Here is a 20,228-nt window from a genome sequence, read left to right as displayed (position 1 = left end):
TTATGCAAACCCTAGATCTAGGGGTTTGGTTTAATTGGAGAATTTTTACAAGCAAAGGTTAACAGAGTCAAGCTAAAAAGTAAAAAGGTATTCCAAATTTTTATTAAGCAGCAACCATAATTCAGGCCTGATTGACTGGCCATAAGGCGATCGCAGCAGAACCATTCCAGAAATCTGCGGCTCTATATTCAATGCCTGAAAAGCTTCTGACGATATCCGCTCAACTACAGGATGCATATCGCCTCGATCGTGATTTTGGTCTGTGAGTTGAACAAGCAATATCTATTTTTCTTTGCTCGAGTTTTTTGCCTTATTATGGTTTTGACTTTTAACTATTTGCTCTTATGTGAGGAGTTTTGACTGAATGGCAGTAATTAACGTTACAACGACGCTGGACGAAAATGACGGTGGCCTTGGGCTTGGTGTTGGTGATAGTTTGCGCGAAGCGATCATCGAAGCGAATACCAATGCCGATGCGGTCGATACGATCGTCCTGGAAAGTGGTCTGATCTATACTCTGACCCTGGTGGGGGCGGGTGAAGATGTAGCCGCAACTGGCGATCTAGATATTCTCAATGCGGATACGATTACGATCGAGACCGATGGCGCTGCCCAAGCTACTGTCGATGCCACGGGCCTAGGCGACGATCGGATTTTTGATGTGCTCAATGCGGGCGCGACGCTGAATATTGATAATTTGGTTCTCACTGGTGGTAATGTGACCGCTGCTGGTGAAGATGGCGGCGCGATCGATTTGATTTCTGGCGCAACCTTGAACGTGACCGACAGCACGATCACGGGCAACACTGCGGATAATGCAGGTGGTGGGATCGCTGGCTACAATGACCATACTATTAGCATTATCAACAGCGAAATCACTAACAACACTGCCACCAATTCTTATGGCGGTGGCATGTACTTTTATGATGGCGGTACAGCAACTATTACCGGTAGTACCATTTCTGGTAATACTGCTGCTGACGATGGTGGTGGTGCCCATTTCCACGATGACTGGAATGCAACTATTACCGATTCATTCATCAATAACAACTATACCAGTGATGATGGCGGTGGTCTCCACTTTCAGGATTATGGCATTGTTAATATCACCAACACTACAATTAGTGGTAATACTGCGGATAGTGACGGTGGTGGTCTTTACTTTGCTAATGATGGTAATCTGACGCTCACCAATTCAATTGTCAGTAATAATGATGCTGCCAATGATAACGGTGGTGGTATTTATGGCAATAACGGCAACGATATTACAATCACTCTTAGCACAGTGTCTGGTAATACGTCTGGTGGTGATGGTGGTGGGGTTCATACCTATGCAGCTAGTGGTATGAATCCCAATCCTAGCCTAACTATCACTGAAAGTACCATCAGTGGCAACAGTGCCGGTGGAGCTGGCGGTGGTACATTCAGCCTTTACAATAATACCGTTGAGATCACTGATACAACTATTAGTGGCAACACTGCCGATGGCGAAGGGGGTGGCGGTGTTTATATATTTAACAATAATCAGCTCACAATTGAGAACAGCACTATTAGCAGCAACGTCACCAATGGGAATGCCGCTCCTTTCTTTGGAGCTCCTGGAGGTGGTGGCCTTTTTGTCTTTGATGGAGATACTGTTGATATTACCAACAGTACCATTAGTGGTAATACTGCCGCAGACTTTGGTGGCGGAGCTTACTTTGGTATTTCTACTGTAGATATCAATAACACCACGATCGCTGAGAACGAAGCAAATTTTGGGGGTGGGATTTCCACCTATACAACTAGCCTGACCATTGGTAATACAATTATTGCTACCAATACTGCTATTACCAATAGCCCCGATATTTTCGACTCTAATGGTAGTCCAATTGTTTCCAGTGGTTTTAACCTGATCGGTGATAATACTAGCGTTGAGGGTATTTTCCCCGCTGGCATTCCCAACGCCAACGATGACTTTGTGGGCACGGCAATGGATCCGATCGATCCTGGCCTTTCTCCCCTGGCCGACAATGGTGGCCCAACTGAAACTCATGCTTTGGGCGATGGCTGTAGCGTAGCGATCAACAATGGCGATCCTAACTTCGTCGCTCCCCCTGACTTCGATCAGCGTGGTACAGGCTTCGATCGGGTCTTTGGTGGCCGAATTGACATCGGTGCGTTTGAATTGCAAAACTCCGCGGGTGTTCTGGTCTTTGGTAATACTTCCTTTGGTACCCCCGGCTCTGACACGATCGTCGGTGATGCCAATAACAACACAATCAATGGCAACGGTGGTGATGACAGCCTGTTCGGCAGTGATGGCATCGATCGGGTCAATGGCGGTTTAGGTAATGACTTCCTTGGTGGTGGCCTGGGCAATGACTTCCTCAACGGTGGGGCAGGCAACGACACGATGGATGGTGCTTGCGGCGGCACTGGTACTGGAGAATTCGATCGCCTCACTGGTGGTGGCGGTGCTGGTGCAGATACTTTTATCCTCGGCGCTAGCTTTGGTGCATATTACCTGGGTAACGGTAATGCCGACTTTGCCTACATCAGCGATTTCAACTCTGGCGCGGATACGATCGTGCTGAATGGCATGTTGGCCGACTATACGTTTGTGCCGAATACCACGGTAAATAATCTCACTGGTCAGGGCATCTTCAACGGTGGCGATCTGGTGGCGATCGTGCAGCAGCAGATGATTAACACCGTCACTGATTTGGTGTTTGTCTAAGTAGTTTTAAGTAATCTCAAGCGGTTAGTCAGTTCGCTGATAAATCTGCATAATATATGGCGATCGCTGCCCCTAAAATTTAGGCGCGATCGTCTTTTTTTGTTTAGTATTTTTATTTATCCGTAATGGGAGCGCTCAATTTAAAAAACTGATGCCCCCTTATCAATAGCTGGTGATCTATTGCAAACAATATTCCACCAATTCCTGCCCCAGAGAACTACCAAGGCTGCTATTTACCTGGGCAAGGGTGATTAATCGTTCTAATTGGGCATCATCATTGGCCGACTGACTCCCGGCGGTCAGGGTTTGGCTAGCCGCACTAAAATACTGAATATAGCGAGTTTGCAAGCTTCGCAACTTGGGATCGCTCAGGCTCAAGCCCTGCATCCCCACCAGCAAATTATCAATCAGGTTCTGGGAAGAGTTTAAATTGCCAGTATTCTGGAAGCCATTCCCCATGCTAAACACATTAGCGATCTGCTGACATTCATACTGCTTATTGGCCTGGGCGATCGTGCTGTGGTCTATGGTCTGTAAAGTTGTTGGTGCGATTGTTGCCGCTGTGGCCTGCTTATCAGTAATGCCGAAGCCACCAATCGGGCTAGCTAAAACTAAGGTTAGGGCGATCAATTTCATTCTGGATCTGCTGAACATCATATTCCTTGTTTTCTCTTTGGCTTTAGCAATTGACTCTAGGCGACTAAAATTGCAAGAGGCTTTACATACAGATCAAGACTTCTTGCCTAAATTTTTACACAAGAGCTGAAATTTTGCGCCGCTCACTACACAGCATCCAAACTTTGCAAGAGTTAATTTAATTATGCCCCAACCTGATTTACAAGATGGCAATATTGCTAGAGAAAATGTCTAGATTGTTGAGGGAGTAAAATATTGATCACATCAATAAAAACTTAGCAATCCGCTAAACTAGGATGCAGCTTTGCGTAGAAATTTGGCCAGGAAATTATGTTAGGGGCGATCGTAGGTGATATTGTCGGTTCAGTCTATGAATTTGACAATATAAAAACTAAGCAGTTTGAATTTTTTGCGCCCAATTCTTTCTTTACTGACGATACGGTGCTAACGGTGGCGATCGCCGATGTGATCCTGAATGGCGGCAACTATACTGACAGCATCAAGAAATACTATCAACTCTATCCCCATGAGAGCTATGGCGCTAGATTCCATGCCTGGGCTAGTTCCACCAATAGCCAACCCTACAACAGTTGGGGAAATGGTTCGGCCATGCGGGTTAGTCCGGTGGGCTTTGCTTTCAATGATTTGGAAACTGTTTTAAAGGTGGCAGAGGAAAGTGCGACGGTAACCCATAACCATCCAGAGGGGATCAAGGGGGCACAAGCTACGGCAGCGGCGATCTTCCTGGCGCGGACTGGTAAACCCAAAGCTGACATAAAGACTTACATTGAAACGACGTTTGGCTATGACCTGAGCCGATCGCTTGCGCAAATTCGGCCAGTCTATGAATTCAATGAGTCCTGCCAGGAAACAGTGCCAGAAGCGATCGTGGCTTTTCTAGAATCCACTGATTTTGAGGATGCGATCCGTAATGCTATTTCCCTGGGTGGTGATAGTGATACGCTGGCTTGTATTACCGGTGGGATTGCTGAGGCATTTTATGCGGGTGTGCCTGAGTTGATTGCAACGCAAGCCCTAGCTAAACTTGACGATCGCCTGCTTCAGGTGACCAAGGCTTTCATGGCTCGATTTGACTAAGCAAACTCTACCCTGGTTTAAGCGGGGAATTATTAGTAGCATGATTAAATGAGCGACAATGCGCCGATCCAACCGATCAAAGTAAATAAATCTGGGCTAGCGCCATTGGTGTTGACCCTGGTGGAATTGTTGCGCCAATTGATGGAAGCCCAGATCATCAGGCGGATGGAAGCGGATTTGCTCACTGAAGCTGAGATCGATCGAGCAGTTGACAGCCTCCAAGCCCTAGAACAGCAGGTGCTCACCCTTTGCGAGGTACTTGACATTGATCCAGAGGAGCTTAATTTAGACCTGGGGGATGCTGGTAAGCTTTTGCCCAAACCAGGCAGCTATTATCCGGGGCAAGAATCGGGCGATGCCTCGATCCTGGAATTGCTCGATCGGCTTATTGCCTCTGGGATTGTGCTGGAGGGGGATGTCCAAATTGGTCTGGCACAGCTTGGGCTGATTGATCTGAAGTTAAAACTAATGCTTACTTCTAGCAGTTCGATCGTCAAACGCGATCAATAACTCATGTTAAGTCCAGTTAAATACAACAAATAAACAACACCTAAAAGTTGTCGTAAACGTTGCGATTAAAGCATTATGCCCTTGTTCGATCTACAGAGTTTGAAATAAAAGCCCTCACAAAAGAGAAACCCCACCACCAGGCAGAGTTATCACTTTAATGGTAGTCATGCAGAAGTAAGGATAATGGGATAGAAGATACAAAAATTCTCTCTCATGGATACATCTAAGCTAACTTGTCCAAGATGCAATTCACTCAAAATTGTCAAAAATGGCAAAATTCACAACGGTAAACAAAACTTCAAATGTAAACAATGCAATAGACAATTTGTAGCCAATTCTAAGAAGAAATATATCGCTAATGAGACTAAAGCTCAAATCGACAAACTTCTGCTAGAGAGGGTTTCACTCGCAGGTATTGCCAGAGTTGTAGGTGTATCACCAAGATGGCTACAGCAATATGTTAATCACAAATATGCTCAAGTGCCCCAACAAGTGCAGGTACAGGCTAAAAAAAAGGGCACTTAACCATTCAAATGGATGAGCTGTGGTCTTTTGTAGGCAAGAAACGAGTCAAGGTTTGGGTTTGGTTAGCTATAGATGTTAATACTAAGGAGATCGTAGGAGTGCATATCGGGTCTAGAGATGAGGTTGGTGCTCAAGGATTATGGCAGTCTTTACCACCCGTTTATCGACAATGTGCGGTTTGTTACACTGATTTCTGGCGTGCCTATGCTCAGGTAGTTCCGAGTATGCGTCATCAACCAGTGGACAAAGGTTCAGGCTTGACAAACAAAATTGAGCGATTTAATTGCACTCTTAGGCAAAGAGCTTCAAGACTGGTTCGCAAATCTCTTTCTTTCTCGAAAAAGTTAGCTAACCATGTTGGCGCTATCTGGTTATTTGTGCATCATTACAACTCATCCTTACTTGTATAGCACTACCACTTTAATTTATTTAATTGGCAAAAATATAATTATGATGGCGAGGATTTAAGCAACTCCTGGTAGGCGATCGCACCATGCAAACATTAGCTTCAGGCTCTCTGCTAGTTCTACTAATAGTTCTACTAAAAAAGTAACCAAACTAGGAATTGCCAGTATTACGGCCAACCTTACCAGAAGCCAATTCCACCTTCATGATTGTGCCACCCATTTTCATAATCCGTTGCTGCTCGGCAAACCAATTATCGTAGGGTACTAACTTGGTAAAGAAAGTATTTTGTAGTTCGCGTTGAGTCCGAATCCGGGTTTGGCTAGGCACGCAGGCAGTAATCTTAAACATGCGCATGGCTATACAATCTCCTTTAAAAAATTTTTATCTGAATTAATCTGAATTAATCTAATTGGTATGGAAATAAATTGGCTGAGATTTTTTTTAAATCTTGAATATAGTTTCAGCGCTAGAAATAACCGAATATAGCTGAAGCGGCGCAATAGGTAACCACAGGTCAATGCTTTGAAGCTAAACAGCCTGCAATGCCTTGAAATGGGCTGCCTACCGCTACCGCTTGCTGCAATTCCTAATCTAATCTAGAAATCTAGAAGCTATCTAATAAATAGCCTAGCTTAGACCGGAGCAGATGTAGTCTAGATATACACCCATTTCCTTACCAGCATCAGCGCCAACCAAGGAAGCAGTTACTTCTTTCATGGCTTGGATTGCTTGGATGGTGGAGGTTACGGGCACACCCAGGGAGCTATAGGTTTCTTTCAAACCATTGAGTACACGCTCATCGAGGATGGAAGGATCGCCAGCTAGCATGGCATAGGTAGCATAGCGCAGATAGTAGTCAAGGTCACGAATACAGGCAGCGTAACGACGGGTGGTGTACATGTTGCCACCGGGACGGGTTACATCAGAATATAGCAACGACTTGGCTACAGCTTCTTTAACGATCGTGGCAGCATTGGCAGCGATCGCACCAGCAGCGCGAACACGCAGCTCACCAGTTGCAAAATAGCCTTTTAGCCTTTCCATGGCGGCGGCGTCAAGGTACTTACCCTGAACGTCGGAGGAGTTGATGACAGAGGTAATAGCGTCTTGCATTTTTGCTTATCTTCTAATTTATCGGTTTGCAAATAGGTTTTTAGTTTAGGGAGATTCTGAGTAGTTGTAGATTTAAATTCAGAACCTATAAGCTCGATCGAGCCATATAGTTAAGAACTTAGTTCATCTGTGCTCAGAAACTTAGAGACAATACGCTAAGGTAATGCCAGGCGGCATTCATTACTGCATTGCACCAATTACATAGTCGAAGTAGAAACCAGCTTCACTAGCATCATCAGACGATAGCAAAGAACCAGCAACACTCTTCATGCAGCGCACACCTTCAGCTACCGCAGGAATTGGCGTACCCAAGGAGTTGTACATTTCCTTCACACCCACCAAACCAATTTCTTCGATTGGGGTGATGTCGCCGGAAACTACACCATAGGTAACCAAACGTAGGTAATAGTCTAGGTCTCTGAGGCAGGTGGCGGTCATTTCTTCACCATAGGCATTACCACCGGGAGAAACTACGTCAGGACGCTTTTGGAATAGTTGATCGCCAGCTAGCTTGATGATGCGCTCGCGGGATTCGGTTAGGGTTTGAGCAATGCGCAGACGACGCTCGCCAGAACCAACAAAGCTTTTGATCCGATCTAGTTCGCCAGGGCTAAGGTAACGAGCCTCAGCATCAGCATTGACAATAGACTTGGTAACTACACTCATCTAATCTGTTTTCTCCGTTAGTTATTGATTAACTAATTTATGATTTTTATACAAATGCAATGAGACCAGCCGACACGATCGCTCAACCACTTTTGGGCTAAGCATCTACGCCTTTAGAATTAGGTCTCTAGATGTCATTTTACACTTGACGGCACACCTTAGTTAACTTTTACAGAAATTAAAGTGTCCGACAAAAATATATATAAAAGTTGTATTTATGCTTAGACCAACTGGATCGATCGCTAGCAGCAGCAACCCATTCCGATTACCCTGCTTACTTGATTGATCAACCAATTGGCAACTAAGCTCTCAATTATTCTGAAGCAATGTATCGGCGATCGGCCGCTATGATCACACTTCTTAACAATTCAGATAATTATATTGAAAAAGCACTCTACCTTTAGGCATAGAAGCTGAGTATATAAACTTAGGGATATTTGCATCAAGACAATGTGATTATTGCATTAAAGGGGTTTGGCCAAATTCTAGTCTGAATAAAAAATCCCCAGAATTTTGAAAATCCAGGGATGATTTACTTTTAACCACCGATCTCACGATCGCCCGATCGCAACTATCGGCAGATATTAATTTTTTGTTGCCTACGCATAATTACGCTAATTACGCAGGTGCATAACTAATACTAATTAAGAGTTTTAATCTCATTCGCAACCAGATCAATCGGGCTAGAAATGCTGGAAACATTGAGCTTAGCAGCGCTAGCCTGTTTAGCTGTTTGCAAGAAAGGAGTCTGGGCGATCGAACTGTTGGCGATCGAAAACAATGGGTTAGAGGCAATTCCAGCCACACTGGTGACAATCACCGTGGCGATCACGGCTACCCTCAGTTGCTGCATACCCAGCTTAGACCAGGCCGCCGTACTCTTCACATCAGGATAGTTAAGTACCGACTCAGACATCTCTTGCGGCTCTTTGACCACCATCATCTTGACCACGCGAATGTAGTAATAGATCGAAACCACACTCATAATCAAAGCCAAAATCACCAGGCCATAGGCTTGAGCCTGCCAACCTGCCCAGAAAATATAGAGCTTACCAAAGAAGCCTGCCAGCGGTGGAATCCCGCCCAACGAGAGCAAGCAAATACTCATGCACAGCGTCAGCAGCGGATCTTTTTGATAGAGGCCGCTATATTCACTGATCTGGTCAGTGCCAGTGCGCAATGAAAAGAGAATCATGCAGGCAAATGCGCCCATGTTCATGAATAGATAGATCAACAGGTAAAACACCATGCTGGCGTATCCGGCTTCAGTGCCGATCACCATGCCCAGCATCACAAATCCAGCCTGACCGATCGAAGAATAGGCGAGCATCCGCTTCATACTGGTTTGGGCGATCGCTACCACATTCCCCAGCACCATACTCAAAATGGTTAGCACCACAAACACATAGTGCCATTGCTCTGAGATCAACGGGAATACAGTTACCATGAATCGCAACGCCAGGGCGAAACCAGCCACCTTCGAGCCGATCGACAAAAAGGCCACCACCGGCGTGGGTGATCCTTCATATACATCGGGAGTCCATTGGTGAAAAGGCACCGCTGATATCTTGAACGCCACACCACCAACCACAAACACCATTGCGATAATTAAGGCCAAACTTGGTTCGCTTAAAGCCGAAGCGATCATGCGCAAGTTGGTCTCGCCCATGGTCAGGCCATAGAGCAGGGACATGCCATACAAAAATATGGCAGAGCTAGACGCACCAATTAATAGATATTTAAGCGCAGCTTCGTTGGAGCGCGGATCACGTTTGGTGTAGCCGGACAGTAAATAGGAAGAGATACTGAGAGTTTCCAGCGCCACGAATATCATCACCATGTCGTCTGAGCCAGCCAGGAACATGCCGCCCAGGGTGGCAGCCAGCAGAATAACAATATATTCGCCGGTCACCACGCCCGATTGCTGGAGATAGGCTACCGAGACGGGGATGGTCAAAACAGCCGAAAGCGCGATCACGATCCGAAAGATAATGCTGAGTTTGTCGCCATTAAAGCTGCCCAGAAAGGCGATCGGATTGGCGAGGCCGTTCCATTGCCAAATTAATACCGCTACTGCCGCTAGCAGTCCGGCGATCGCAATGAATGGTAATGACTTGGTGGCCTTCATGCCGCCGACCAGATCGGTTACCAACACCACCAGGATCGCACCGACTACGATCAGTTCTGGCAGAATCACCCCTGTGTTGAGCAGGGTACTGAGAGTTGCAAAATCCATACTCTTGTAAATTTTTTATTTCTAACCTTGCATTCTAGCGGTGAATCGCAGTCTGCGAAACTGGCTAGGTCAAGTTTTGTCTAATTTCTGGTTAAGTTTTGCCTGTAATGAATATAAGCAGCTCTTATGTGAGGGCTGATCCTAGCAGACAAAGATCTCACAAGTTAAGTGAGTAGGGATTTTTGGTGCTCTAAGTAAACATAGAAAGAGATATTTACCCTCATCACCACCTAAGAGTATATCTGGTTGGGTCGATCGAGGGCGATCGAACTATTTATGATATGTATTGCGATCGGTTTTTAATTGCTGTTTAATTGCTACTAATTGCAACCGCTTGTTTGAGGAGTGCGATTACTGCGGCAAAGTTGCGATTGCTATTCACACTATGGCAACCAGAACTCAGGTAAAAAATTCTTCGCAAAATCCCGTCCCAGCTTATTAACCGCCCGACCCAGTTGAATATGCGGTTCATCCGCCGCCACTGGAATAATGCCAGCCCGATCGCCATAGCCCAGATGCGCGATCGCCGCGTTGGTCGCCTCCAGGCCAGTCACAAACGCCTTTTCCTGCGACCAGGAACCATGTTGCGTCGTAATCCAATCGCCACTCATAAACACATTGCTAAAGCTGGTGTGGGTCGGCAACAAATATTGATAACTACCAGGCGCAAAATGGGTCACCGCCTGGGGCAAGCGAATCACGCTGCGATCGACAATTTCCACACTGGCAAAATCCGGTAGGCAAGTGGCCAGGTAGCGCTGCACCTGTGTTTCGATCGCCTCATCGCTCATTGGCATAAACTGATTGGCATGGTAGAAATCAGCCTCCACCACTGTGCCTGGTTCGTCTTTATATTCATCATGCAAGGCATTGAGATCAAAGAACGTCCAGCCCGTGGTGGTATCAAACCCAAAACAAGCATTAGAAGCATGGGGAATCTTAACTGGGCGATCGCACCAGAACCGAGTTGCCAGCACATCCACCGCGCCTAGATTGTTAATGTTGCGAAACTCAGGGCGATCGGCCAACGCTGGGCAACCAGCCACGATCTTTTTCAAACCCGTAATTCCCACTGCAAACACCACAGCATCGGTGGGGTAAGTTTCACTGCCTGCCTCGCCACTGGCGATCACCTCGGTGATTTGGTCACGATCGGGATCGATTTTTACATCCACCACGCGGCGATTGGCCTGGATTTTGCCCTTTAATTGTTCAATTTCTGCTACCCAGGGGCGGAAAATTTGTGCGCCCACTGTGCCCCGACACCAGACCACATCAAAATCAGCCTGATGCGCCAGAATAAAGTAATAGAGCATCCCCAGGGCAGCGGCGGCTGAACATTGTTCACCGGGGGCAAACAAACCCACCAGCAGCATGGGATTAAAGGATTTATGATAAAGCCTGGCGGAAACCCCATATTGCTTGAATAGTTCTCGCGCTGTGATGCCGTCATACCTGCGCCATGCTTCCGGCGAGTTATCAAAATCCAGCAACGCATACATCAGCGGCAAAGCAGAGAGGCGATCGCTAAGGGGTAGGCGTTTAAACTTGGTATATAAAAATGTGCCCAGGGGCGAGGGGAGGGTTGGCAAATCTTGAAAAATAGGCGCTTCTACTTCCAAACCTGCTGGCGAATATTGCCCCGATCGCGTCCAATCGGTGAAGGGTTTAATGCCCAGCTCATCAACTAAATTAAAAATATTCGCATAGGGATACCAGAACCCATGAATACCTGCTTCAACCGATCGCCCTCCTTCAGTCTCCCACCCGGCTACCAGTCCACCAGGATAAGCCCCAGCTTCTAATAGGGTCACATCATAACCCTGTTTAGCCAGATGATAGGTAGCACTCAGGCCAGCCCAGCCAGCACCAACAACTACGACCCTTGGTGGATTGGTTGAATCAAATTGATTGGTGGTTGGATCTGGGGCTGACATTAATTAATATCCTGAATTTTTATTAGGTAATTTTTATTAGGTATGGCAATTTGAGTTTAGCGATCGCACTCAGGAAAGCGGTATATCCCACGGGCGATCTTTAAAATAATCAAGCGCATAGTTCGACAAGATGATTTCAAGATGATTTAAGGTATGCAAACTCGCACTGCAACTCCTGGTTTAGGATAGATTGAGCAGTCATTGCCGATCGGCATAGAACTTATGTAAAAGTCCAGGCTGGAAACGTGATAATCGTAATCTCAGCAATTATTCAAGCATTTGTGTCAAGAAATCTAATTGATTAAAGCGTAGGCGATCTGTTTAAGCCAAGTAGATGATTATGTGGAAATGTGTTAAAAACTGCGGTGCTTGTTGTCATCTTGACCCCACGGCTCGCCCTGAACTGGATACTTATCTTAGTGAGGCTGAACTGGCACAATATCTGAGCATGGTGGGCGAAGATGGCTGGTGTATTAATTTCGATCGCCACAATCGCACCTGCCAGATTTACGATACTCGCCCTCGGTTTTGCCGGGTTGAAGCTAGTGTGTTTAAGGATATGTATGGGATCGAGCCAGAGGAGCTAGACGAATTTGCGATCGATTGCTGCCAGGAGCAGATCGCCGATGTCTATGGCGAGGATTCACGGGAATGGCATGATTTTAATCAGGCAGTGGGGTTAGTTCAGCAATAATTTGTGATTGGCTTGGTTTAATAAAGATTTAAGCGATCGCCAATAGTTGCCAGTAACAAACCCTGCTCAATTTGTTTCCGCACCGATTGAGTCACATAACAATCGCTGGCCAGACAATCCACAATCAGGCGATTTGCCTCCACATATTGGCGCAATAATTCCAGTTGGCGATCGTTTAGGCTCCAGTCATAGCCAATCTGGCAATGTTCGATCATCAACTGACGTAACTGGGCAATCCACGGCTCCCAGGTAATAGCACTACTGTGATCGCAGTGATCACTATGATCAGAATCATGATTGGCAGAAGTCGCGGTCTCCAATTGGGGGAGTGAGGCCATCATCTGAGCCAAGCTAGTAGCCAGGGCATCCATCTCTAGTTCGGCGGCATATTCTAGCGCCAGATTTAGATCTAACTCCAAATCTAAACCAGGGTCGGTATTGAGATCAAAGGCTTTGGCCAGATCAAGAGCCAGCTCCAGCTTCAAAGAGAGATTGCGGGCTAAATCTAAATCCAACACCAGCATCCGCGCCAGGGCATGGGCAATGCCGATCGCCTCGGTCTGATGGCTAGCTCGGGCTAAGGCAATATAAAAAGCTCGTACCGCCTGGGGTTGGCTAGGGACATCGATCGCAGTTGCCTTTTGATTAGCCCAGCTTAATAACTCCTGTAACTTTTGATCGGTAGCAATCAGGGCATCGGTTTGTTGTTTTAAGAGCAACAAAAAATCATCGGCACACCGTAACATACTCACCACCAGCAAAATGACATCATGCCAGCGCGGTTGAGTAATGCGGGTGGCTAGATCATTGCGAGTCTGAGGATCTGAGCGATCGACCAATTCCCTGGCCGCCAGGTATTCTTGAAAAGTAAGATGGGAAAATGAATAAATACTCCTGGCTCGTTCCACCAACAGGCCATGCTGTGCCTCGATCGCCTTCACGATCGCTTCTCCGTCTAGCTGGAGCATTTCTGGATCACTACTGGCATTGGGCAAATTGCGAATGTAGTCAATGATGGCCTGCTCTAGGCGATCTTGCCGGAAAAAATATTCCCCCTGGCTAAATGTTGTTAAGGCCACATGGGAGAGCAAGCCCTCTTTGCGCTGAGTGGATAGTTTTTTATAAATTTGCTGGCGCTCTATATTACGCTTGGCATCCCACTTTTTAAGCAGAATATCCAAGCCTTCTTTATAAATTTCCGATCGATTATTGGGAAACTCGCCCGACTCAGCAAATACCAGACAAAGCAAGGTTAGCAAGAGGGGATTGGTGGCCAGTTCTTCGATCGGCGGGTTTTGCTCCAGCTTATGAATCAGCCTTTCCGCATAATCATGGCGGTGGCTAAACCACTTGGTCGCAAACATCAAAATCTGGGCAGCATCAAAGTCAGCTACTTCCAGTTCTGCAAACTTCTCGAAAATATACTGCTGCGAAGCAATCCGACTGCTAATAATAAAGCGATTGGCATAGAACTGCTCGGAAAAACTGCGGATCTCTTCCGTGACCCGATAGATTTCTTCTTCTTTGACCTCATCCAGGCCATCCAGCACGATCAAAGCCCGACCATTGCGCAAAATGCTCAGTAATTCCGACTCATCACCAATGTCGTAGTTACTAAACTCCTGCACCACATATTCCTGCAAGCGGGGCTGATATTCAGCGATCGCAAACTGGCGTAGGGTAATAAAAATGGGCAATAAATGAGCAAACATTGTCCCCTGCATACATTGCATCACTGTGTAGCGCAGCAATGTGGTTTTGCCAGCCCCCGGTTTGCCCAGCACAAATAGCTTTTCATGGCGCTTGAGTGCCTCCATCGCCGAAATCCGCCCATCGCCCAAATCACTCAATCGTAAACGCCGATGGATCGGGCTATAGCCAGTCACAATATCGCTGAGATCAAACCGCCGTTGACTACTAACTTTCTCCAACACATCCACATTGGTGTAGATGTCTTCGAGGTTAATCGGATAGGACATATCCAGCACCCGCATTGTGCCACAGCGCTCGCGCAAAATTCCCTGACTGCCTTGGCGCAGCTTTTTGACGATCGCGTCCAGGTCAGTATGCTGTGGCTTTTTACTTTGCTCTGACTGCGGATCATAGTCATTTAGCTGGGCTTGCAACCAACGCAACAGGCGATTTTGTTTGCCGGGGCCTTTGCCCTCAATATCGAATTTTTTATAAATCTCGCCCATCCGCTTGCGGTAGGCTTCCTCGGAAATTTGCAATTGACTGGCGATCGTGGCATCGGCCAGATCCTCACCAAACTTCAGCAAAAAAACCCTTTCCTGATCGGGGGAAAGTTGGCGATCGATCGACATATACAACAGGTAGTCTGAGGGTAGAATGGCGTTATCCTCCTGTTACAGATAAAACCAAGAGGTTGGCCAAAAAGCCAAAACGGGGCAGATTTTTCATGCAATTAATTTCAGATCAGGAACAGTTTAAAACTTGGTCAGCAACTTTTGGGCTTTGACTAACAAAACTAAACTTCAGGCATCTTTGAACGGCTTTTAGCGGTGAATATCGATCACTATTACTTAATCCAAAAAGTCCTGAATGCCATTACCGATCGTTTTAGTCACCCAGGCTTCAATATTCGGTAGCCCAGCAACCACGCTCTTAGCGATCTGCCTGGCATGTTCCAAATCACGGGCGATCGCAAACACGGTTGCGCCAGAGCCAGACATTAATACCCCCAGCGGCGCTTGGGCTTGCAATTGTTGCTTAAGCTGCACGATCGCGGGATGAGCCGGTAAAACTACTCGCTCCAGGTCGTTATAGAGCAATTGCCCCAGTTGGGTCGCCACCTCTATTAATGCTTGATTATGTTTGTCTTTGGCTGCTTCAAGCACCGCCAGCATTTCACTGGAGCGATCGTGGCTAGGTTGCAGTTGCTTACCTTGCGCCAGCAGACCTGCTGCCCGAAAGGTTTGATAGGCCCAGGCCGTAGAAATCGCAATATCTTTGGGTTTGCAAATCACGATCGCCACATCTGCCAGATCAGCAACTGGCGTGATCACCTCGCCTCGCCCAGTGGCCAAGGCCGTGCCACCACTGATGCAAAAAGGAATATCCGAGCCCAGTTGGGCAGCCAGTTCGCGTAACTCTGGCTGAGTTAATCCCAGTTGCCACAGGCGATCGATCCCGACCAAAACTGCCGCTGCATCGGTTGAGCCACCCGCCAGCCCTGCTGCGATCGGAATATTTTTATGGATTTTAATTTCTATGCCGCCTACAGATGGGAACCGTTGCTGCATTAAGTGGGCAGCCCGATCGGCCAAGTTGGTGCGATCCTGGGGGACTTGGGGATGATCGCAATGCACCACGATCGCTTCACTGGCGGTCTGGCGCAAATCCACACGATCGCTTAGATCCACGCTTTGCATAATCATCACCAGATCATGATAACCATCCGGGCGATTGCCAGTGATTTGCAAATAGAAATTAATTTTGGCTGGGGCTTTCAAAGAAAGGCTCTTGCTCATATTGCATTCACATACCGAAATATCCAACAATAATTCAAAAGTAATCCAAAATTAGACAGGGAAGCGAGGCGATCGAGATAAACATCGAGATAAATATTGAACAGATATAACAGATATACAGATATAAAACAGAACGATTTATTTGGATTTTAGATTCCAGTAGTCTTAGCCTTTACTTGAAGCGATCGTAAACAAACTAAGCTGCTTAAAACTACTTAACAGCAAATAGCGACTCCCAGCATCCTAGAGATAATAAAAATCATTGGGAAAAAGTCTTTTTATACGCATCCTGCAAAACTTCTAGCTCCGTATGATCGCCCTCACGCCGCACTGAACGCATTCGATTTTCTACCAATACCTTAGCATCGGCTCTGCTGAGCGGGTCAAATCGAACCCCATCAGGACTGGCCGTAATCACAAAGAAAAGTCTTTGGGCATATAGGGTCGTAAATAGGCTGCGGGTCTCATCAACCGAGCAAATCCGCGATAGCAGCCCAAATGTAGGATGATTTAAGTAGGTTTCAATTGACATCTGTCAAGGTTATTAATTTAAGCTAAGATTTGGCCACAAAAATCCGATTGCCTCGATTTTGATCAAATATTTGTAGTGTTTATAGTAAAAACATACCCAAAATAATTTGACCCTAAAAAAACATAGGCTCAAGTGTTTAATTCTACACCTGGATAAGGCAGAAAAATTTCTGTATATGCTACTACATCTGGCTGTTCAGAGGGTTTGATGATTAAAGCAAGAGCTAGCAATTTATTTTAATCAACCTAGCCATTTATGAAAACTACTGATAGATATAGGCTTTAAGCATAGACTTGCCATTGCTCATGAATCTTCTAGTTTAAAAATTGTATGTTTAATTTTTTGTTAAAAATTGCCAGCGATCGCCCCAATTCTAATTTTGTTATGTTGCAACCATCTTCGTTTTGCTCCTTTCGTCTTTACTTAAGCCAGCTATGCCAACGATTTAGATGCTTGACGATCGCCAGTCTAGCTTTTGTCTTTTTGCTATTGGGCTTGCTCCCCATTAATTTGTTTGTGCCCGATGTCCTGGCCGCTCCAGCGATCGCCTCGATCGTATCGACCGCTGATGTTGAAGTAGAAACTACCCCAAAACTACAGGGGCTCAGCGCTGGGTATGTATGGCAAGAAGCCACCCCAGCATCGAAGTTGGACTATTGCGAACGGGCGTTTGCGGCTTTTCGTAGTTCCCCAGCCCAAAGCTATGTAATCAGCTCCAATGTGCAGAGTTTGTCTCCGGCTGGGTTGTGCGATCGGATTGATCAGTTTTTTAGCCTGGAAGATAATTTAGAAACCCGATTGGGTGAAGCGGCAGCGATCGCGCCATTGCTCTATGCTGATACACCTTTGGGCACTATGTACAATCTGGCCAAGGAAAGTGAAGATTGAAGATTCAAACAAGATGATTCGTGCAATTTGATCATTTTGGCAAACTGATAGGATAGGCAGGTAATAATCAAGCTTGCCTACTGCTTTTGTAAGCCTGATATTTTGCAAGATTGATCTAGCTATTCAATCCTTGTACTGAAAAGAAGCATACCCAATTGGTTGTCTAACCAGCATAATTATCAATACTCTCCATAAGCAATAAATAAAAAATGGTCTGGCCCTTCAACCGCAAATTCAAAAAACAAATTGCTCGCATTGAAGTGAGTGGCGCGATCGCCTCCTCGACCCGTAAACACGTCCTAGAAGCCCTGGAGTTTGTTGAGGAACAGAAATTCCCAGCCTTGCTATTGCGGATCGATAGCCCTGGTGGCACGGTGGGCGATTCCCAGGAGATCTACGCCGCCCTCAAACGGCTCCGCCAACAAACCAAGGTGATCGCCAGCTTTGGTAATATTTCCGCCTCTGGTGGTGTCTATATTGGGGTGGGTGCGGACTATATTATGGCGAATCCTGGCACAATTACCGGCAGCATTGGTGTAATTCTGCGTGGTAATAATATTGAGCAACTACTGGAAAAGGTGGGGGTTTCGTTTAAGGTGGTTAAATCTGGCCCCTATAAGGATATTCTGGCCTTCGATCGAGAAATTACCGAGCCTGAAAAGCAAATTTTGCAAAGCCTGATTGATTCTAGCTATAACCAATTTGTCAACACCGTGGCCGAAGGGCGCAAACTCAGCCCCGCCACGGTAAGATCTTTTGCCGATGGCCGGATTTTTACCGGTGAACATGCGGTGGAATTGGGTCTGGTCGATCGGCTGGGCACTGAAGAAGATGCCAAACGATGGGCAGCGGAATTGGTGGATTTAGATCCCGACAAGGTCAAATGCTATGATATCAAGCCACCCAAATCATTCCTGAATCGGGTTTTACCAGGGTCGGCGGAATTGGCCACCCGCTTCCGATTTGAAATGGAAACCAGTGGCATGCCGCTGTGGATGTGGTATTAGCTGGATCAACCTGAGTGTGATAGATCTTTGTAGCCTTTAATTTGCCGTTGCTGGCGATCGCAGTCGATCGCTTGAAAGCTCTATTGCGGTCTTAGAGATTGTTTCTATCGGTAAAGGCATCGAAATAGTTTTATGATTGCTATGCACCTTAATTAATTGTAATTAGCTCGATTGCTCATGGATCGAGAGGTAGCTGAGTCGATCGTAGTAGCTAAAGCCGATTGAAATTAGATTGACTTACGCATCGATCCATATTTAATTTATTTGATAATTGGTACATATTGACTGGAATAAAAGGTAAAACTTGGCAGGCATAGGCAAACAGATCAAACAAATAATCAAACAAGTTGCTAGCTTTGTTTCCTCTGGCAGCCGCATTGCCTTTAAGCCAATCCGCCGCGTTTTGTCAGAGCATGCGATCGCCAAATTAGACCTGTTGATCACCCTGGTACGGCGCGATCTCTCGGCCAAATATAAAGGTTCGATTCTGGGGAATCTCTGGCCATTGCTCAACCAACTTTCCCAACTGGTGATCTACACCTATGTTTTTTCGGTGATCCTCAAGGTCAAGCTCAGCATCAGTAGCCTGCCGGATAATAATCTCACCTTTGGTCTGTGGGTGTTTGCCGGATTGGTGCCCTGGTTTGCGATCACCAGTGGTCTGATTCAGGCCGCCGGCGCGGTAATCAACCAGGCAAATTTAGTTAAAAAAGTAGTTTTCCCATTGGCACTCTTGCCCCTTGTGCCTGTGCTCACCGCGTTTGTAGAAAGCACGATGGGACTGGTGGCGCTAATTGTGGTAGTTGGTTTTAGTTCTCAGGTTGCCCATGCCACGCTGTGGTTATTGCCTTTGGTTTGGTTCACTCAGTTATTATTTACGGCGGGTTTAGGGTATCTGGTGGCGGGCTTGACTGTGTTTTTGCGCGATATTCCCCAAACCCTGATGGTGTTTATTAACCTGTGGTTTTACATGACCCCAATTGTCTATCCGGCCGATCGCATCCCGGCAGCATGGCGCTGGTGGATCTTGTGGTTTAATCCGGCAGCGGCGATCTGCGAAGTCTACCGCGATCTAGTGCTAGAAGGCAGAGTACAGCATTGGTATGAATGGGGTAGCGCCACGGTAATTGCGATCGTGATGTTTGCGATCGGTTACAAGGTCTATCAGCGATTGCGTCCTGCGTTTGCCGATGTGCTTTAGTTTTTGGGCTTGTTTTTGACTAATTTGCTTGATTTGCTAAATATTCACATGCTAATTAACGCCATTAGCGATCGAGTCTGCCTGAGGTTAGATGTAGAATTACCTACCACTCGGTAGGGTGAATTATAGACAAGTGAGTAGGTATTAATATACACAAAGCTAAGTTGTAACCCTTAAAAGGGAGATATCTGGCTCTATTGCCTGTTTTAGATTGTTGATTATTATTATGCGGCTAGTTCTGGGCTTACAGCTAGTCAAAAATAATCGGCACTAATCAAAAAAATACTCAGCTCAGCAAATTAAAGTTGACAATCATGGGGCCTACCTGTATGCATGGGTATTACTAACTAGCATTAATTAGATTAATCAGCATATCGGAGAGGTTTAGTGTTAGCTGGGATGAGCGTGATTACGATCGCCCATAATGCCTGGTAATAGTTAAGCAATGCCTGATAATGCTTATTAATATCTTAATTTTCATACTTACATCTGCAGTTTTATGTAAGGGAAAGTTAAATCTATTTTGTTATTCTGAAAACTAAATTCTGGTTGATTAGATTATTCTTG

General features: G+C 46.1%; 18 protein-coding genes. 9 read left to right on the top strand and 9 right to left on the bottom strand.

What is annotated here, in order from left to right; translation table 11 throughout:
• Positions 1-131 precede the first annotated feature (131 nt).
• Positions 132-266, top strand: coding sequence for a hypothetical protein (locus PSE7367_RS23025; protein WP_264314161.1), 135 nt, complete (start codon positions 132-134; stop codon positions 264-266).
• 98 nt (positions 267-364) lie between these two features.
• A complete protein-coding gene (locus PSE7367_RS20795) occupies positions 365-2,719 on the top strand; it encodes a choice-of-anchor Q domain-containing protein (protein WP_015166796.1) in 2,355 nt (784 codons plus the stop codon).
• 177 nt (positions 2,720-2,896) lie between these two features.
• On the opposite strand, the gene PSE7367_RS18145 is transcribed toward PSE7367_RS20795, so the two are convergent.
• Entirely contained in the window at positions 2,897-3,376 is a 480-nt protein-coding gene (locus PSE7367_RS18145) for a hypothetical protein (RefSeq protein ID WP_156800430.1), read from the bottom strand.
• A gap of 309 nt (positions 3,377-3,685) precedes the next feature.
• On the opposite strand from PSE7367_RS18145, the gene PSE7367_RS18140 reads away from it, so the two are divergent.
• The 3 genes from PSE7367_RS18140 to PSE7367_RS21630 all read left to right on the top strand — a co-directional run bounded on the left by PSE7367_RS18140 (position 3,686) and on the right by PSE7367_RS21630 (position 5,898).
• A complete protein-coding gene (locus PSE7367_RS18140; RefSeq protein WP_015166794.1) occupies positions 3,686-4,453 on the top strand; it encodes an ADP-ribosylglycohydrolase family protein in 768 nt (255 codons plus the stop codon).
• A 48-nt stretch (positions 4,454-4,501) separates the two neighbouring features.
• Complete coding sequence (locus PSE7367_RS18135) at positions 4,502-4,963, top strand: gas vesicle protein K (RefSeq protein WP_015166793.1); 462 nt, start codon at positions 4,502-4,504, stop codon at positions 4,961-4,963.
• Positions 4,964-5,176: 213 nt separating this feature from the next.
• A protein-coding gene (locus PSE7367_RS21630; RefSeq protein ID WP_156800356.1) for an IS1 family transposase occupies positions 5,177-5,898 on the top strand; the annotation gives its coding sequence in 2 pieces (ribosomal slippage) (positions 5,177-5,483 and positions 5,483-5,898; 723 coding nt in all).
• Between the two features lie 148 nt (positions 5,899-6,046).
• Here PSE7367_RS21630 and PSE7367_RS18120 read toward each other — a convergent pair.
• The 5 genes from PSE7367_RS18120 to PSE7367_RS18100 form a co-directional block, all read right to left on the bottom strand.
• Positions 6,047-6,250 (bottom strand): phycobilisome linker polypeptide, encoded by a 204-nt coding sequence (locus PSE7367_RS18120; protein ID WP_015166792.1) that lies wholly within the window; start codon positions 6,248-6,250, stop codon positions 6,047-6,049.
• Between the two features lie 273 nt (positions 6,251-6,523).
• Positions 6,524-7,009 (bottom strand): allophycocyanin subunit beta, encoded by a 486-nt coding sequence (gene apcB / locus PSE7367_RS18115; RefSeq protein ID WP_015166791.1) that lies wholly within the window; start codon positions 7,007-7,009, stop codon positions 6,524-6,526.
• A 180-nt stretch (positions 7,010-7,189) separates the two neighbouring features.
• On the bottom strand, positions 7,190-7,675 hold the full coding sequence (locus PSE7367_RS18110) for a globin family protein (protein WP_015166790.1): 486 nt from the start codon (positions 7,673-7,675) through the stop codon (positions 7,190-7,192).
• Between the two features lie 640 nt (positions 7,676-8,315).
• Positions 8,316-9,911 (bottom strand): NAD(P)H-quinone oxidoreductase subunit N, encoded by a 1,596-nt coding sequence (locus tag PSE7367_RS18105; RefSeq protein WP_015166789.1) that lies wholly within the window; start codon positions 9,909-9,911, stop codon positions 8,316-8,318.
• Positions 9,912-10,294: 383 nt separating this feature from the next.
• Complete coding sequence (locus tag PSE7367_RS18100) at positions 10,295-11,848, bottom strand: hydroxysqualene dehydroxylase (protein ID WP_015166788.1); 1,554 nt, start codon at positions 11,846-11,848, stop codon at positions 10,295-10,297.
• Positions 11,849-12,182: 334 nt separating this feature from the next.
• Here PSE7367_RS18100 and PSE7367_RS18095 point away from each other — a divergent pair, with 334 nt between their 5' ends.
• Complete coding sequence (locus PSE7367_RS18095; RefSeq protein WP_041698607.1) at positions 12,183-12,542, top strand: YkgJ family cysteine cluster protein; 360 nt, start codon at positions 12,183-12,185, stop codon at positions 12,540-12,542.
• 17 nt (positions 12,543-12,559) lie between these two features.
• Here the strand turns inward: PSE7367_RS18095 and PSE7367_RS18090 are convergent, their stop codons facing one another.
• From PSE7367_RS18090 to pipX, 3 genes are all read right to left on the bottom strand, one after another.
• The gene (locus PSE7367_RS18090) at positions 12,560-14,866 is read right to left on the bottom strand and encodes an NACHT domain-containing protein (RefSeq protein ID WP_015166786.1); all 2,307 of its coding nucleotides are present in this window, start codon (positions 14,864-14,866) and stop codon (positions 12,560-12,562) included.
• Positions 14,867-15,085: 219 nt separating this feature from the next.
• Positions 15,086-16,033, bottom strand: a complete 948-nt coding sequence (ispE, locus tag PSE7367_RS18085; RefSeq protein ID WP_015166785.1) for a 4-(cytidine 5'-diphospho)-2-C-methyl-D-erythritol kinase — start codon at positions 16,031-16,033, stop codon at positions 15,086-15,088.
• A 259-nt stretch (positions 16,034-16,292) separates the two neighbouring features.
• A complete protein-coding gene (gene pipX / locus PSE7367_RS18080) occupies positions 16,293-16,565 on the bottom strand; it encodes a transcriptional coactivator PipX (RefSeq protein WP_015166784.1) in 273 nt (90 codons plus the stop codon).
• A 330-nt stretch (positions 16,566-16,895) separates the two neighbouring features.
• Between pipX and PSE7367_RS22575 the strand changes: the two genes are divergently transcribed.
• The 3 genes from PSE7367_RS22575 (at position 16,896) to PSE7367_RS18065 (ending at position 19,661) form a co-directional block, all read left to right on the top strand.
• The gene (locus PSE7367_RS22575) at positions 16,896-17,453 is read left to right on the top strand and encodes a hypothetical protein (RefSeq protein WP_015166783.1); all 558 of its coding nucleotides are present in this window, start codon (positions 16,896-16,898) and stop codon (positions 17,451-17,453) included.
• Positions 17,454-17,662: 209 nt separating this feature from the next.
• A complete protein-coding gene (gene sppA, locus PSE7367_RS18070; protein ID WP_015166782.1) occupies positions 17,663-18,460 on the top strand; it encodes a signal peptide peptidase SppA in 798 nt (265 codons plus the stop codon).
• Between the two features lie 376 nt (positions 18,461-18,836).
• Positions 18,837-19,661 (top strand): ABC transporter permease, encoded by an 825-nt coding sequence (locus tag PSE7367_RS18065; protein WP_156800560.1) that lies wholly within the window; start codon positions 18,837-18,839, stop codon positions 19,659-19,661.
• The last annotated feature ends 567 nt before the right edge of the window (positions 19,662-20,228 follow it).

The organism is Pseudanabaena sp. PCC 7367, from assembly GCF_000317065.1.
GTDB lineage: Bacteria > Cyanobacteriota > Cyanobacteriia > Pseudanabaenales > Pseudanabaenaceae > Thalassoporum > Thalassoporum mexicanum.
The sequence above is the reverse complement of the archived record's forward strand: the minus strand, read 5'-3'. Positions and strand labels throughout refer to the sequence as shown.